The following is a 15439-nucleotide window of genomic DNA, read 5'->3' as shown; positions in this document are numbered from 1 at the left end:
ATAAGATTCCAGAAGCGGTTCGTCAGTGTGTGACGGCTAGCGAGTTCGCGTTCGAACTGTGCGTCTGCCAGTGGGCAGAGCGCGAGTGGTCGCCCGCGCGCGACGACTCGGCGGTGTTCGTCGCCCGGCAACTCGGGACGAAGTACCGCCGCTGGGACACGCTGGTTCTCGAATGTGACCCCGACGGCCTGCGCCGGCGCGCCGAGTTCGGTGCGTCGGCGTTCGACTCGGACCTGTTGCACGTCCTGCGACACGCACCGGAAGACTGGCAGTTCTACCGCGATGCGCTACCGGACCCCGGCTATCCGTGGCGGTACGTCCGCGAGTCCATCCACGAGGCCGCCGACCGGGACGCGCTCGAGACGCGCAAACGGGGCAACCGCATCGAGATTCGTCGCCGTCGGGAGTACCCCGACTGGCTCCGGCGGGTGGTCGCCATCGAGAACAAGCCGGACCTCTCGGCGAGCGCCGCCCGAGACCTCGCGGACCAGCTCGAACGCGACGTGGCCCTGGGACTCGCGGACGAGGTGTGGGTGGCGACGGCGGCGACGGGCGAGCGCGTCGAGCCGATACTGCTCTCGGATTTCCCCGCCGCGGCGGGCGTCCTGACCGTCGACCCCGAGCGCGGCACCGCCGACCAGGTCTGGCAGCCTCGGACGCTCGCCGTCTCCGACCCCGGAACTCGCATCCTCGAACGACCGACGGACGAGGCCAGCGCCGCCCGCTTCGAGTACGCCGACCCCGAGTGGAAGGCCGAGAAGCGACTGGGGATCGCCGAGCGAGCGTACGAGCGCGGCTGGCGCGCCTACGCGGAGACGATGCGTCCGGACTGTCGGCACTTCCGGTTGCGGGCCGACGAGACCGGCGTCTATCCCCACTGTGCGGCCAAAGAGCGACTGCCAACGCAGAAAGAGTGCCGCGGGTCCTGTCCCGAGTACGAACCGGAACCGCCAGTCTGGCGCACGCGCGGGTGGCCCATCGAGGGCGGCCCCGGTGCGGCCAGCAAGCGGCTGCTCGACCGGCGTCGCCGTCGGTCCCGGCCGGGGCTCGCGGAGAAGTGACTACGACTCGACGACTTCGACGTCGACGTCCTCGCGCTCGACGGCCAGCCGAAAGGTCGGCACCGTCTTCTGGACCGTCTCGACGATTCCCTTATCCGCGAGACTCCGCAGCGCCGACCGCACCTCGTTGACGTCGGACTCCTCGCCGGCGTCGCGCAGGGCGTGCAACACGGAGACGACGCTCTGGCTCTCCTCGTCGGGACCGGCGACGACGTCGACGATGGCGGCCTGCAACGGCGTGACCGTGATGGTCTGGATGCGGTCGGAGTCCTCGCCGTCTATCAGCGCCGTCGCCTCCGGCGTCGCACAGATGAGGCTGTCCTCGTTGCGGTAGTAGTACTCCTTCAGTTCGGATTCGAGGTACTGGTGGACCTCGCTGCCGCTTTCCATGTCCCACAGTTCCTGTAACTCGCCGTTCTTCGTCGGCTGGCGCTCGACGATGTTGGCGAGCCGCTCGCGGGCCTCCTCCGAGAGGGTCATTGCCCGCACATAGCGCCAGCGGTGTTACAAGCGTTCTGGAGTCGGTCAATCGCGCCCGGCGAACGATATTTGACCGTTCGAGCCCGTAGCCCTACAGATAGTGATCTCGCGCGCCCGCCTCACGGCCGCAGTCGCCCTCTTCGTCGTCGGATCGCTCGCCGCCGCCGCCGTCGCCGTCGGCCCGGTTGCCGCGGCCGACGCTCGCCTCGCGCTGACGGACGCGACCGTCACGCCCGCGACGCCCACCGCCGGCGCGCCGATGACCGCCGAGACGACGATTCGGCTCTCGGCGGGGAGCGACACCCCGCTGACCGTAGAGGAGGTGGCCGTCCGCGACGAGGAGACGGGGGAAGTCCTCGGGACGGCGACCGACCTCGGCCGCCTCTCGCCCGGCGAGACGCTGACGGTTCCGGTCGCCTTCACCGTCGCGGAGCCTCGGTCCTACGACCTCAGAATCGTCGCCGTCGGGACCGACAGCGACGGCGAACGGACGCGGGCGGCCCGACCGCTGACGGTCGGCGTCGAGCGCGGCCGGCCACAGGTCGAACTCCGGACGACGGGCCTCGTGGCCGGCGCGGAGACGCCGATACGGGCCGTCGTCTCGAACCCGACGACGGCACCGCTCCGAGGCGTCGAACTGCGGGTGACGAACCCCGAGACCGGCGAGCGCACGCGACGGACCGTCCCGACGCTGGCCGCCGGCGGGTCCGCGACGCGGAACTTCTCGGTCCGGGCCGCCTCGCCCGGTGAAACGTCGATCGAGCTGACAACGACGTACACGACGGCCGCCGGTGTCGAACGGACGGCGACGGCGACGCGGACAGTCCCGGTCGCGCCGCTCTCGACGGACGTGGGCGTTCGCGTCCAGCGGGCACAGACCGACGACGCCGCGCAGGTGACCGGCGGACTTTCGGGGCTGTTGGGCGGCGGTGACGGCGGCGCGCTCCGTCCTCAATCGGGCGAGAGCGACGGGGAGAGCGAGTCGCTGGTCGACGTGACCGTGACCAACTTCGGCAATACGCCGGTCGAACGGATCGTTCTCGCCGGGGAGACGACGGAGGGGGAGACGCTGCCGTCGGTCGGGCGAATCGCCGTCGGCGACGCGCTCGCGCCGGGCGAGTCGGCGACGGTCACCGTCGACCTCTCGACCGTTCCGGCCGCTGACGGCGTCCGGTTCGTCGCGGGATACGACGCGTCGGACCAGCGAGCGGAGAGCGCGGCCGTCTACGACTACCGCGTCGCCCGCGGCGACGCCACCGTCACCGGCCTCGACGTCTCGGTTACGGAGGACGGACAGGTGACCGTGGACGGCAACCTCGCCAACACCGGCGACGGCGAGGTGACGAGCGCCGTCGTCGCCGTCTCGCCGACGGAGCACGTCCGGCCGGCGTACCCCCAGCGCGACTACTTCGTGGGTACCGTCGCCGGTAGCGAGTTCGCGCCCTTCGAGCTGACGGCACGGGCCGATACGGCGAACGCGACGGCGGTGACGGTCCGACTCGACTACGCCGTCGGCGGGGACCGCGTCACCGACACCGTACAGGTCCCGCTTCCGCCCGCGGACGACGGCGACGGGCGGGATTGGCGGACGCTCGGTATCGGCCTCGCGGTAGTGGTGGCGCTGGTGGTCGCCGTCGCTCTCGCGCTGTTTGTCCGCCGTTCGCGGGGCCGATGAACTGGAATAACGGGGTCGAACCGGTGCCGCCGCTCCGCCTCGTCGACGTGGGCAAGCGCTACGACAGCGGCGGCGGTGGCGTGGTGGTCGCGCTCTCGCACGTCGACTTCGCCGTCGCCCGCGGGGAAGTCGTCGCCGTCGTCGGCCCGAGCGGGAGCGGGAAGAGCACGATGCTCAACGTCCTCGGCCTGCTGGACGAACCGACGAGCGGGCGGGTCGAACTCGGCGGGGAGCCGACGACGGGGCTGACGGAGGCCCAGCGCACCGACGCCCGTAGGGAGTCGCTGGGGTTCGTCTTCCAAGAGTTCCACCTCCTGCCGACGCTGACCGCGCTGGAGAACGTCCGCCTGCCGACCGCCTTCCTCCCCGGCGACGCCACCGACCGGGCGCATGACCTGCTGGAGCGGATGGGACTTGGCGACCGACTTGACCACACGCCCGACGAGCTATCGGGCGGGCAGAAACAACGCGTCGCCATCGCTCGCGCGCTCGTCAACGAACCGTCGGTCCTGCTGGCCGACGAACCGACAGGCAACTTAGACCGCGAGACGGGAAAGCGCATCCTCGAAGAGTTCCGTCGCATCACCGACGAAGACGACGTCGGCGTGGTCGCGGTCACGCACGACGACCTCGTCACCGAGTACGCCGACCGCACCGTCGAACTCGTCGACGGAGTGATTCGCCGTGGATAGGAACGGCCGGCGGTTCCCGGCGCTGTCGCTGGCGACGCGGAACCTCTCGAGACAGCGACTGCGGGCGGCGCTCGCGGCGCTCGGCATCGTCATCGGCGTCTTCGCCGTCGTCACGCTCGGCCTGCTCGGGAACGCGCTGAGCGCCGCCGCGACGGAGGAACTTGGCGGCCTCGGCGACCAGGTCATCGTCAGCCCCGCGAGCGAGAGCGACCGGGAGTCGCTGGACGCCCGCGACCTCGCGGCGATTCGGCGGGCCGCGGACGGGCGCGGAACGGTCGTGCCGCTGAAGGCCACCGGCGGATCGGTGCGCGCCAACGGTGCACAGACCGTCGCGCAGGTGTACGGCACCGACAGCCCGCGAGCGCTGTTCGGCGACGGGAGCGACGCCGTCCCGGCGTTTCACCGACAGGGAGCCATCGTCGGCGCGGACCTCGCCGCGGACCTCTCGCTGCGAGTCGGCAGCACGATAACCGTCGAGGAGAACGAGTACCGCGTCGTCAGCGTCCTCCCCGAAGTGCAGAGCATCTCGCCGCTCCAGCCCGATTCGGCGGTGATTCTCCCGCCCCGCGAGTTCGCCACGCAGGGCTTCTCACAGGTGGTCGTCCGGGCGGACTCGGCGGCCGACGCGCGGGCCGTCGTCGACGGCGTCGAACGGCGGCTGAACGCCCGGCAAGAGCGGGTCAGCGTCTTCTCGCTGACGAGCGTCCTCGACCAGATCGCGGAGTTCTTCGACCTTCTGAACGGCTTCTTACTCGCCGTGGCCGGCGTCTCGCTGGTGGTCGCCGGCGTCAGCATCTTCAACGTGATGCTGATGTCCGTCTCCGAGCGCCGGGGCGAGATCGGCGTCCTCCGAGCGGTCGGCGTCCACCGGCGGCAGGTCCTCCGAACGCTGCTCGTGGAGGCGGCGCTGCTGGGAGTCGTCGGCGGCGCGGTCGGCGCGATTCTCGGCACCGCCGCCGTCGTCGTCACGGCCACGCAGACCGAACTGCCGCTGTGGGCGGTGTTGCTGCCCGGCAACGCCGTCGTCCCGCTCGGCGCGTTCGCCTTCGGCGTCTTCGTCGCGCTCGTCGGCGGGCTCTACCCCGCGTACCGCGCGGCGTGGGAGCCGCCGGTCGAGGCGCTCCGGGGGTGACCAGACTACAGCTCGGCGACGGTGTCGGCCACGTCGTCCCAGTGGCTGCCGCGCCAGAAGTGCTGTCCGCAGTCGCGACATCGCCAGACGCCCGCGTCGGCGGGGTCGGGCGCGTAGTCGGGCGTCGGCTCCGTCCGGTCGACGCGCTCGACGGGCGCGTTACAGGTGCCACAGCGGGCCGGTTCCTCGGTCAGTTCGAGGTCGAACCCGGCCGCCGCCAGTTCCCGCAGTTGCGCCTCGACTTCGCGCTCGGTGAGCAACACCGCGTCGGGTGCCTGCCTCGCCAGCTCCTCGTCGCGGGTCACGAGGCGGCGACCCTCGGTGTGGGCGAGCGCGAGCATCGCGTCGTCGTCCTCGGCGTCGCGGTCCAGCGAGTAGGCGGCGTCGTAGCCGCACATTCGGAGATACGACGCCAGTTTCCCGAGCATCGCGTCGAGCAAGAGCGGGTCTCGCCCGCTCGCCTCACGCATCGAGGAACTCCCGGACGCCGTCGGCGTCCCGCGCGTTGAGGACGTCGGCGGCCCCGGCCCAGCCGCGCCGGGCCGTGTGGACGCCGTAGCGAATCTGCTCGAAGTTGCCGGGGCTGTGGGCGTCCGTGTCGATGACGATGGTCGCCCCGGCCTCGACGGCCTGCTTGACCGCCGCCCCGGAGAGGTCCAGCCGGGCGGGGCTGGCGTTGACCTCCAAGGCGGTTCCGTTCTCGGCGGCCGCCTCGGCGAGTCGCTCGACGTCGAGGTCCAGTCCCGGGCGGCGGTTCAGAAACCGTCCCGTCGGGTGACCGATGACGTTCACCTCGGGATGCTCGGCGGCCGCGACGAGCCGGTCGGTCCCGTCGCCGTCGAGGGCGGCGTGCGGCGAGGCGACCACGCAGTCGAGTTCGGCCAGGAGGTCGTCGGCGACGGAGATGCTGCCGTCCTCCGCGACGTTGGCCTCGACGCCGCTGAACACGTCGATGTCCGCTTCGGCGGCGACGGCTTCGACCTCTTCCAACTGCTCGCGCAGCTCCTCGTCGGAGACGCCGACGCCGCCGACCATTCCCGGTCCCGTCGCGTGGTCCGAGATCGCGATGTAGTCGTGGCCGAAGTCGGCGGCTCCCTCGACCATCTCCGCGATCGTGTGGCCCCCGTCGGACCACTCCGTGTGAGTGTGGAGGTCGCCGCGGACGTCCCCCTCTTCGAGGAGGTCCGGGAGGGAATCGTTCGCCGCGGCCTCCACCTCGCCGCGGTTCTCCCGTAGCTCGGGGGCCATCCACGCCATATCGAGGGCCTCGTAGACGCCCTCCTCGGTTTCGCCGGCGACCCGCTCGCCCGCTCGCTGGCCGTCGTCCTCGACGCCTTCCACGTCGAAGACGCCGTACTCGTTGACCTTCAGGTCCCGCTCGATTGCGCGGTTGCGGACGGCGACGTTGTGGTCCTTGCTCCCGGTGAAGTACTGCAGGGCCGCGCCGAACTCCTCGGGGACGACGACGCGCAGGTCCACGCGGACGTCGTCCTCGCCCGCGTAGACGCTCGCCTTCGTCTCGCCGGACTCGATGACCCGGTCGACCTCCGGCCAGTCGGTGAAGGCCTCGACGATTTCCGCGTCGTCGCGGCTGCCGACGAGGACGTCCACGTCGCCGATGGTCGGCTTCCAGCGGCGTATCGAACCGCCCAGCGCGCACTTCTCGACGCCGGAGACGTCGCTCATGTAGGTCTCGACGCGCTCGCCGTAGGGTCGGGCCTCGCCGAGCAGCGCCCGCTCGTGGGCCTCGCGAGCGAAGTCGACGTTGTCGAGGATGTTCTGCTCGGTCTTCTCGCCGAACCCTTCGACCGCCCGTATCTCGCCGGCCTCGGCCGCCGCTTCCAGTTCGTCGAGGGTCGTGATACCGAGTTCCTCGTACAGCGTCCCGACCGTCTTCGGGCCGACGCCCTCGACGGCGGTCAGCGCTTCCATCTCGACGGGGAGGTCGGCGCGGAGTTCGACCAGTTCTTCGATTTCGCCCGTCTCGAAGTACTCGACGACTTTCGAGGAGATCGCGTCGCCGACGCCGTCGATCTCGCCGACGGCGTCTTCGCCCTCCGCGGCGAGCCCCTCGACGGCGGCGGGGTAGTCGCGGATGTTCTCGGCCGCGCGCCGGTAGGTCCGGGGTTTGTACTCGACGCCCTGTGCCTCCAGCAGGTCGGCGAACTCCTCCAGTCGGTTGGCGATCTCGTCGTTCCGGCTCATGCTATCTCCCTCGCCCGGCACGGCCCGTGCCGGAATCGGCGTCCTGATGACCCAGCGCCTTCCGCAGGAACTTCATCCAGCGCTTCTGGTCGGCGGTCTCCTGCGTCTTCGCCTCCTGTTCGAGGTTCGCGGGACCGAGCTGTTCGAGCGCGTTCAGCGCCCGGTCGATGCCGATGACGGCCTCGGCCAGGTCCTCGCCGCGCTCGTAGCTCACCTCGCCGTCCTCGATGCGCTCCTTGCGTTCGATGCGCTCGCGCCGCAGATTCCGCTTGGCCTGCTCGACGCGCTCTCGCTCGCCGGCCGGGACGGTGTCCCGACGCTTGATCTCGAAGACGAACGACCGCAGGTCGATGTCCTCTCCCTGGACGGTGATCTCGTCGGGGATTTCGGCACCGACGGTCGCGCCCTCCCGTTCGATGCGCTCCAGGAGCTGTTTGCGCTCGAACTCTTGCACTGTCTCCGGTTTCGACCCGCGGGGTCTTACTCGCTTCGCTCGCCGGGAATAACCGCCGGTAACTTTTTCGTCTTCTCGAATAGTAGTTCGGTACGTACCAACTACTGGGATATCGGTAGGAAGTAAACAATGACGCTGACGTTCACCACGCTCGACGACAGGCCCGGGATCGAGATCATCGACCGGATCGAGCGCCAGCGCTACCGACTCCACACGCCCTCGCCCGTCTCGCCGACGCCGGTCGACGCCGACGCCTTCCACTTCCCGGTCGGGTCGGCCGTCGCCATCCGAACGAGCGAGATCGTCCTCCCGACCGTCGTCCCGGTCTACGTCCGCGACGCCGAGGGGAACATGGTCGCGGAGGTCAAGCAGTTCGAGGCCGAGGCGGTCCCCGACGGCTCCTACAGCATCGACCTCTGTACGCGCATCAAGACGTATCTCCGCGCCGACGCCGAGTTCGAAGTCAGCGTCGACATGGAGCAGACCCGCATCGACTTCGGCGAGCCCACCGAGGTGCGCGTCGGCGCGCGCTCGCGTCACGACCGCCCCGCGGCGACGGTGACCACGACCGAGGACCCGCTCGACATGATGGCCGCCGTCGAGACGTTCGGCTCCGCGCTGAAGACGACCGACCCCGAGCGCTCCTATCCGACGCTCCGCGGTCACCCGCCCGCGCTGGAACTGGGCGACAGCCTCGACGTCCCTTCGGGCGTCGAGCGCCCAGACACCGGCGTCCACCTCGAACTCCCGCCGGACCTCCCCTCGATATTCGTCGCCGCGCCGCTCGCGTACTATCTGGGCGCGTCGGTTCGGCCGGGGCCGTCCCCGCGGTTGACGACGGACGACGGCTTCGAGCACGCGCTGACCGGACCCGACGGCTACGAGCGCGAAGTCGAGCGAGTGCTCAAGCAGTTGTTCTTCCTCGACTGTCTCACTCGGACGGAGGGCTACTACGAGATCGACCTCCACGAGCGCCGCGCGGTCGAGCCGTACGTCGACCTCGACTTCGAGTCGCTGTACTACCGACCGCTGGCCGAGCAGGTTGCGGAGTACCTGACCGTACCCTACGACGTCGTCGAGGAGCACGTCCCGGAGTGGCGCTTGACCGCCCACGTCGACCCGGTGGCCCGAAACGCCGAGCAGCTGCCGTTCGTCGTCGACGACCTCGCCATCGTCCGGACCCATCAGCCTCACCAGAAGACACAGACCAGCGTGACCGCGAGCGTCGAACAGGAGTTCACCCGCTCGTCGGACTTCACGCGGGCCGCGAGCGCCGAGCCCGCCGCCGTCCAGACCGACTACGTCGAACCGCAGTCCGAGTCCACGCTTGAACAGGCGTGGATCGGCGACGGCGTCCCCATCGGCGCGAGCAAGCTCACCCCCGAGGCCTTCAAGAACCGCCTCGACCGGGAGGCCGCCGACGGCGACATCTCCATCACCGTCGTCCAGAACGACGCCAGAATGGCTGAAGAGCGTCAGATCGCCGACGAGGTGTACGGCAACCGCGAGGACCTGCCCTTCGACATCACCGTCCGCGAGAACCTGACGACGGACGAACTGGCCGACGCGCTCGCCCGGCAGAGCGACTTCTTCCACTACATCGGCCACATCGACGCCGACGGGTTCACCTGCGAGGACGGCGCGCTCGACGTGCGAACGCTCGATAGCGTCGGCGTCGACACCTTCCTCTTGAACGCCTGTAGCTCCTACCAACAGGGACTGGGGCTCATCGACGGCGGTGCCATCGGCGGCATCGTCACCCTCAACGAGGTGCTCAACGACGGCGCGGTCAAGATCGGCGAGACCGTCGCCCGCCTGCTCAACTGCGGGTTCCCGCTCCGAGCCGCGCTCACGATCGCCCGCGACGAGAGCATCCTCGGCGGCCAGTACATCGTGGTCGGAGATGGGGGGATTACGGTGACGCAGCCTGGGAGTGGTACCCCCGACCTCTTAGAAATTGAGAAAGAGGGCGACTATTTTAATGTGGAAATGACTGCTTACGCAACTGACGAAAGAGGGCTTGGAAGTATCCTGACTCCTTTTTTAAAAGAGCATAATTCGTATTATCTAAGCTCAGGGCATATCGATACTTTCAGTCTCTCTAAAGAAGAACTCGGAGAGTTCCTACAACTCGAAGAAGGGCCTGTTAGGATATCCGGAGATGTCCACTGGAGCAGTACATTGGATATTAACAGTGTATTCTAAGAACTATTGTCTGTCTAATCGAACTGCCAATATAAAGCCGCTGCCGTTCCAGTTCCGCTGGTAATTATTCGATAAACTACGGGCCACTGATCACAGCATTTCTTCCAGCTGCATTTCCGGCCTGCGTGAGCAGGAGGAGGATCGTGAACAGTGCGCCGGCCATTCGTGGGTGTTCCGAGAGGAACTTCGTCATCGTGGTATCGGACATGATACACTCGTATTATCTGACGGTTGGATATTAAATATTTCTGAAGTGTTCTTACATGTATTAAGTAATAAAAACTACAGATTAATATACGCTTAGCTACCGGAGCGACCCGAAACCGCTCAGACGAGCAGACGACGTGACACTGGAGAGAGCGGCCCCGACCTATCTCGTGTCCAATTCAGTCCCTGCCGGCGATATTCGTCCTCACCCCACTCTCTGTAATCGTTAATTGGTGACTACCGACACTATCAGTATCGTTTTGTGGTCCGCCGTCGTATAGACGTGCAGAGTTCAGTACAGATGGCCAGCCACGAACACACGAGACGACCCCTCTCGCGGTCGACGGATCGGACCTCCCTCGAGAGCGGGTCGAGCCGCCATCGTGAAATATTTCGGTCACGTTTGAATAGCAACGAAGGCGCGCCGACATCGGCGACGGGGACGGGGGCTAACGATGGACGGTAGTTCCGCGTTCCCGGCCGAGACCGTCGAACTGTCGCGGAGTTCGATTCGGGGGAGCCGGCGCGCGTCGAACCGCAGCGTTCCGTTCATCCGCACGCAGTCGTCGGGATCGACGGAGGAGTCGCACACGGAGGTCCCGGTCCCGCTGGCGAAGATGCAGGACGCGCAGGGGATCCGCGTCCTCCACGTCGACGACGACCCGCAGATCGGCGAGCTACTCCAGACCTTCCTCGAACGCATCAACGACGACTTCACCGTCGTCACCGAGACGAGCGCGGTCGCGGCGATGGACCACCTACGCGAGAGCCGCATCGACTGCATCGTCAGCGACTACCAGATGCCCAACATGGACGGGCTGGAGTTCCTCGAGATCGTGCGCGAGCAGTACACCGACGTGCCCTTCATCCTCTTTACCGGGCAGGGCAGCGAGGAGATCGCCAGCGACGCCATCGCCGCGGGGGTCACCGACTACATGCAGAAGGAGACCGGCACCGACCAGTACGAGGTGCTGGCCAACCGCGTCGAGAACGCCGTCTCCCAGTGCCGGACCGAGGAGCAGTTCTGGAACGCCCTCTCGTGGTACCAGCGGCTGGTCGAACAGGAGATCGCCGGCGTCTGTATCGTCCAAGACCGCGAGTTCGCCTACGTGAACCAGAAGCTCGCGGAGATGTTCGGCTACGAGCAGTGTGAGCTCATGGGCGAATCCCCGGCGCGCATCACCGCGACGGACGACCGAGACTGGTTCTTCGGAAAGATCGAATCCAGCGACGAAGGTGAACTGAAATCGTTCGATTCGACGTTCACCGGCGTCCGCGCCGACGGCGAGCGCCTCACCGTCGAAGTGTCGGGCGGCGACGTCGAGTACGACGGTGCGCCCGCGTGGATCGGGGTCCTCCGCGTGACCGACGACCGCCCGGACGCCGACGAGTAGCTCTCGCGCGACGACCGTTTTTCCGCTCGCGGGACCGAATAAACACAATCCATTTGCACGACCCTCTCTAAGTGAGGGCAATGTCGGAGTGCGACGCCTGTGGCAAGGAGGAGAACATGCCCTACCAGTGTGGGCACTGCGGCGGCACCTACTGCGGCGAGCATCGCTTACCGGAGGCCCACGACTGCCCCGGGTTGAGCGACTGGAACGACCCGAGCGGCGTGTTCGACAGCGGGTTCGACGACAGCGTGACGAGCAGCGGCGGGGACCAGAGCGGCGGGATGGCCAGCCGCGTCGGCCTAAATACGGGACCCGGCGGCGTGCTCGGCTACTTCCGCGGGAACGTCACCTATCTGTTCCTGACCGTCATGGCGATCGTCTTCGCGCTCGAACACGTCGTCCTGCTGGGGACGGGAAGCCGACAGCTGTTCCAGACCCTGTTCGTCCTCAGTCCCGATCACCCCGAGTACGTCTGGACGTGGGTGACCTCGGTCTTCTCTCACCAGCCCTTCTCGTTCTACCACATCCTCGGTAACGGCATCATCATCTACTTCTTCGGCCGCATCGTCGAGCAACAGCTCGGCTCGAAGAAGTACGCCATCTTCTTCCTCGCCTCGGGGGTGCTCGCCGGCCTCGGCCAGATCGGCCTGCAGATGGTCCAGAGCGGGGGCGGCTACGGCGTCCTCGGAGCCAGCGGGGCCGCGCTCGCCATCCTGGGCTTCCTGACGGTGCTGAAGCCCGACCTGCGCGTGTACCTCTACTTCCTGATTCCGGTCCCCATCTGGGCGATCACCGGCTTCTATCTGCTACTGAGCGTCTTCGGCACGCTCTCGCCCGGCGCGGCGGGACTGCTCGGCGGGAACATCGCCCACACCGCACACCTCATCGGCCTCGGGATCGGCCTGTGGTACGGGAAGAAGGTCAAGAACCGCGCGCGGATACCCGGCCAGCTCCAGTTCGGCCGCGGCGGTGGCGGTCCGGGCGGTCCCGGTGGCCCGGGTGGTCCCGGCGGTCGCGGTCCCTTCTGACATGGAGGTCACCAATCCGACGTTCGTCCCGGACCCCTCGCTCTCGACCGCGGAGATGGAGGATCTCCAGCGCGAGATCGCGGCGACGGCGGTGTTCGAGGACGACCACGACTTCGACCCGGACGCCGTCGCTCTCGACGGGCCGGCCGAACAGGCGACGCTCGGCGAAATCGGAGCGGGGAGCGATGGCGAGGACGTTCCCGCGAACCGACCGCTCGTCGCCGGCGTCGATCAGGCGTTCGTCGGCGACCGAGCCGTGTCGGCCATCGTCGTCCTGCGGGGCCGCGAGGTGATCGAACGGGTCTACGCCGTCGAACCCGCCGAGATTCCGTACGTGCCCGGACTCCTCTCCTTCCGCGAGGGCGGAGCCATCCTCTCGGCCTTTTCGGAACTCGACAGCGACCCCGACGTGGTCTTCGTCGACGGCAGCGGGCGCATCCACTATCGAGAGGCCGGACTGGCGACGCACGTCGGCGTGACGCTCAATGTCCCGACCGTCGGCGTCGCCAAGAACCTACTCTGTGGGACGCCGCGGGAGCCGCTCGACCGCAAACTGCCGACGGGCACGCGCGTCCCCATCGAGGCCGACGAGGAAGTCGAGACTGCCGCGGCGGGTACCCTCATCGGGTACGCCGTCCAGACGCGGCAGTACGAATCCTCGAAACAGCACATCAATCCCCTCATCGTCAGTCCCGGTCACCGCGTGAGCGCGGGGACGGCCGCGGACCTCGTGTCGGCGACCGCCGGCGGCTACAAACTCCCGGAACCGACGCGGCTGGCCGATAAGTACGCCGACGACGTGAAAGCCGAGATTTAGGCGGCCGGCGAGACGCAAGCGGGTGGGCTTAATTGTCCGGCGCGTGTCCGACCGTTCATGGGCAAGACGGTGCTGATCACTGGCGCGGCCTCGGGCATCGGTCGAGCGGCCGCCGAGGCCTTTCTGGACGACGACTGGATCGTGTGGGCAACCGCGCGCGAGGAAGCGGACGTGGCAGCCCTCGCAGACGACGGCTGCGAGACCGCCGAGCTCGACGTGACGAACGCGCGGGAGTGTACGCGGGTCGTCGAAGACGTCGTCGCCGAGGAAGGGCGGATCGACTGTCTGGTCAACGCCGCGAGGTCGGCTCACTTCGGTGCCGTCGAGGACGTCTCGACGGCCGACTTCGAGGCTGGACTCGACGTGAACCTGCTGGGCCCGCACCGGATGATTCGGGCGGTCCTCCCCCACATGCGCGCTCGGGAGAACGGGACGATAGTCAACGTCTCCAGCGTCGCCGGCCGACTCTCGATGCCGGGGCAGGGCGGGTTCGCCGCCTCGAAGTTCGGGCTCGAAGGGCTGAGCGACGCGCTTCGCGTCGAGGCGTCCGAGTTCGACGTGGACGTGGTGCTGGTCGAACCCGGTCCCGTCCGACGAGGGACTGATTCGGTGGTCGAAGACGAGGAGAACGAACGAGACGACCCGGAACACACCGGCGCGTACGACTGGCTCTATCGAGCACAGGAAGACTCGCGATTAGCCGGCGTGCAGGACGCGCTCTCTGTCACTCCGGGGGCCGTCGCGCTCACGATTCGGGACGCGGCCAACGCGAGCGACCCCGAACCGCGCTATCCGGTCGGCGAGAGCGCGAAGTACCTCCTCATGGCCCGCCACCTTCCCGCGAGGTGGCGCGACGCGGGCCTCTCGCTGGTGCGGCGGCTGATCGAGTAGCTCATACGGATCGTCGTAGTCTCTTACCGGTATCGTCGACTCCGGTACGACGATTACCGGTAAACGACTACAACAATTCTATCAATCCAGGCAGGCGGCGACGACGGCTAACAGTCGCTCGCCGTGGACCTCCTCCGCGAACAGCGGGACGCGGCGCACCTCGTGCCCGCGAAACAGGTCCTGTGAGCGGGTGAGCGCGTCTTGCTGGACCTGCCAGCGGCGGGCGCAGAACTCGCAGTCGTCGTGGTTCGGCCCGGCGATATCCACGTCGCGACCGAGCACCTCGCTCGGGTCTTGCATCACCCGATTGACGACGACGGTACCGACCGGGATCCCGAACTCGTTTAACTGTCCGAGCAGTCGCTCGGATTCGACCACGGAGAGCTCCTCGGGCACCATCACGATTCGGAAGTCGGTCTTCGCCGGGTCGCGTAAGATGCCGCGTAAGTGCTCGATGCGGTCGCTCAGTTCCCGCAGGTCCTCGATTCCCTCCTCCGGGTCGACGTCCTCGTCGTTCCCGCCGAACATCCCGGTGAGGTTCCCCATCATCCCCGAGAAGCGCTCGCGGAGCTGGAGGATCTTCCCGACCATCGAGTCCATCGTCTCGGGGAGTTCCAGCAGGCGGAGCGTGTGACCGGTCGGCGCGGTGTCGATGACGACGCGGTCGAATCGGGGGTCGTCGACGTAATCGAGGAGGAGCCGCATCGCCGCGGCCTCGTCCGCGCCGGGCATCGACCCGCCCAGGAGGCCGTCGTCGCCGCCGATGGGGTCGTCGCCGGCGGTGCCCGCGCCCGGTCCACCGCTACCGCCCCCACCGAGCGGGCTGTTCTCGCCGCCGAGCATCCCGCCGAGGCCGCCGAGCGCGTCCTCTTCCATCCCGAGGGGGCCCTCGCCCATCGCGGCCTCGGGGTCGATCTCGGCGGCGTACAGCGGAATGTCGTCGCGGATACGCGTCGGTTCGGCCGGAATCTCCGTCTCCAGCGTGTCCGAAAGCGAGTGAGCGGGGTCCGTCGAGACGACGAGCGTCGACGTCCCGTCGCGCGCGGAGGCCAGCGCCGTCGCCGCGGCGCAGGTCGTCTTGCCGACGCCGCCTTTCCCGCCGTAGAGGACGTAGTCGGGCGCGTCTACGCCTGTCGGCGCGTCTATCTCCTCGACCGGCTCGACGTCGATGTCGTTCATACCCGAGGCTACGCCTCCG

Annotated in this window: 15 protein-coding genes; 9 read left to right on the top strand and 6 right to left on the bottom strand. The window is 68.0% G+C overall.

Annotation, left to right across the window (positions count from 1 at the left end; all coding sequences use genetic code 11):
• Positions 1 to 29: 29 nt before the first annotated feature.
• Positions 30 to 1061 carry a DUF5787 family protein gene (locus EGH23_RS01855; protein WP_220578331.1) on the top strand — a complete coding sequence of 344 codons (1032 nt, stop codon included), beginning with the start codon at positions 30 to 32 and terminating at the stop codon, positions 1059 to 1061.
• On the opposite strand, the gene EGH23_RS01850 is transcribed toward EGH23_RS01855, so the two are convergent.
• Positions 1062 to 1541: a DUF5797 family protein gene (locus EGH23_RS01850; protein WP_220578330.1), complete on the bottom strand. Its 480-nt coding sequence runs from the start codon at positions 1539 to 1541 to the stop codon at positions 1062 to 1064. It abuts the gene before it with no gap.
• Positions 1542 to 1641: 100 nt separating this feature from the next.
• Between EGH23_RS01850 and EGH23_RS01845 the strand changes: the two genes are divergently transcribed.
• The 3 genes from EGH23_RS01845 to EGH23_RS01835 are packed head-to-tail and all read left to right on the top strand — an operon-like array spanning position 1642 to position 5040.
• Positions 1642 to 3216, top strand: coding sequence for a COG1361 family protein (locus EGH23_RS01845; protein WP_220578329.1), 1575 nt, complete (start codon positions 1642 to 1644; stop codon positions 3214 to 3216).
• Positions 3213 to 3908: an ABC transporter ATP-binding protein gene (locus EGH23_RS01840; RefSeq protein ID WP_220578328.1), complete on the top strand. Its 696-nt coding sequence runs from the start codon at positions 3213 to 3215 to the stop codon at positions 3906 to 3908. The genes EGH23_RS01845 and EGH23_RS01840 overlap by 4 nt, the downstream gene beginning before the upstream one ends.
• Entirely contained in the window at positions 3901 to 5040 is a 1140-nt protein-coding gene (locus EGH23_RS01835; RefSeq protein ID WP_220578327.1) for an ABC transporter permease, read from the top strand. The genes EGH23_RS01840 and EGH23_RS01835 overlap by 8 nt, the downstream gene beginning before the upstream one ends.
• A gap of 5 nt (positions 5041 to 5045) precedes the next feature.
• Here the strand turns inward: EGH23_RS01835 and EGH23_RS01830 are convergent, their stop codons facing one another.
• Genes EGH23_RS01830 through EGH23_RS01820 form a run of 3 tightly spaced genes read right to left on the bottom strand, consistent with a single transcriptional unit; the run spans position 5046 to position 7699 of the window.
• On the bottom strand, positions 5046 to 5510 hold the full coding sequence (locus EGH23_RS01830) for a Mut7-C RNAse domain-containing protein (RefSeq protein ID WP_220578326.1): 465 nt from the start codon (positions 5508 to 5510) through the stop codon (positions 5046 to 5048).
• Positions 5503 to 7245: a DNA polymerase/3'-5' exonuclease PolX gene (gene polX, locus EGH23_RS01825; RefSeq protein WP_220578325.1), complete on the bottom strand. Its 1743-nt coding sequence runs from the start codon at positions 7243 to 7245 to the stop codon at positions 5503 to 5505. The genes EGH23_RS01830 and polX overlap by 8 nt, the downstream gene beginning before the upstream one ends.
• Position 7246: 1 nt before the next feature.
• Positions 7247 to 7699, bottom strand: coding sequence for a DUF5788 family protein (locus EGH23_RS01820; protein ID WP_220578324.1), 453 nt, complete (start codon positions 7697 to 7699; stop codon positions 7247 to 7249).
• A 129-nt stretch (positions 7700 to 7828) separates the two neighbouring features.
• On the opposite strand from EGH23_RS01820, the gene EGH23_RS01815 reads away from it, so the two are divergent.
• Positions 7829 to 9904: a hypothetical protein gene (locus EGH23_RS01815; protein WP_220578323.1), complete on the top strand. Its 2076-nt coding sequence runs from the start codon at positions 7829 to 7831 to the stop codon at positions 9902 to 9904.
• A gap of 76 nt (positions 9905 to 9980) precedes the next feature.
• Here EGH23_RS01815 and EGH23_RS26775 read toward each other — a convergent pair whose 3' ends face one another.
• Complete coding sequence (locus EGH23_RS26775; protein ID WP_268899408.1) at positions 9981 to 10112, bottom strand: DUF7503 family protein; 132 nt, start codon at positions 10110 to 10112, stop codon at positions 9981 to 9983.
• A 454-nt stretch (positions 10113 to 10566) separates the two neighbouring features.
• On the opposite strand from EGH23_RS26775, the gene EGH23_RS01810 reads away from it, so the two are divergent.
• The 4 genes from EGH23_RS01810 to EGH23_RS01795 all read left to right on the top strand — a co-directional run bounded on the left by EGH23_RS01810 (position 10567) and on the right by EGH23_RS01795 (position 14241).
• Entirely contained in the window at positions 10567 to 11505 is a 939-nt protein-coding gene (locus EGH23_RS01810; RefSeq protein ID WP_220578322.1) for a response regulator, read from the top strand.
• An 80-nt stretch (positions 11506 to 11585) separates the two neighbouring features.
• The gene (locus tag EGH23_RS01805) at positions 11586 to 12533 is read left to right on the top strand and encodes a rhomboid family intramembrane serine protease (protein WP_220578321.1); all 948 of its coding nucleotides are present in this window, start codon (positions 11586 to 11588) and stop codon (positions 12531 to 12533) included.
• Position 12534: 1 nt separating this feature from the next.
• Entirely contained in the window at positions 12535 to 13350 is an 816-nt protein-coding gene (locus EGH23_RS01800) for an endonuclease V (RefSeq protein ID WP_220578320.1), read from the top strand.
• Positions 13351 to 13407: 57 nt separating this feature from the next.
• Positions 13408 to 14241, top strand: coding sequence for an SDR family oxidoreductase (locus tag EGH23_RS01795; RefSeq protein ID WP_220578319.1), 834 nt, complete (start codon positions 13408 to 13410; stop codon positions 14239 to 14241).
• A gap of 81 nt (positions 14242 to 14322) precedes the next feature.
• Here EGH23_RS01795 and EGH23_RS01790 read toward each other — a convergent pair whose 3' ends face one another.
• Positions 14323 to 15420 carry an ArsA family ATPase gene (locus tag EGH23_RS01790; protein WP_220578318.1) on the bottom strand — a complete coding sequence of 366 codons (1098 nt, stop codon included), beginning with the start codon at positions 15418 to 15420 and terminating at the stop codon, positions 14323 to 14325.
• Positions 15421 to 15439: the final 19 nt, after the last annotated feature.

This window comes from Haloarcula nitratireducens, from assembly GCF_019599505.1.
Note: the sequence above shows the minus strand (reverse complement) of the source record. Positions and strands in the feature narration are given on the sequence as shown.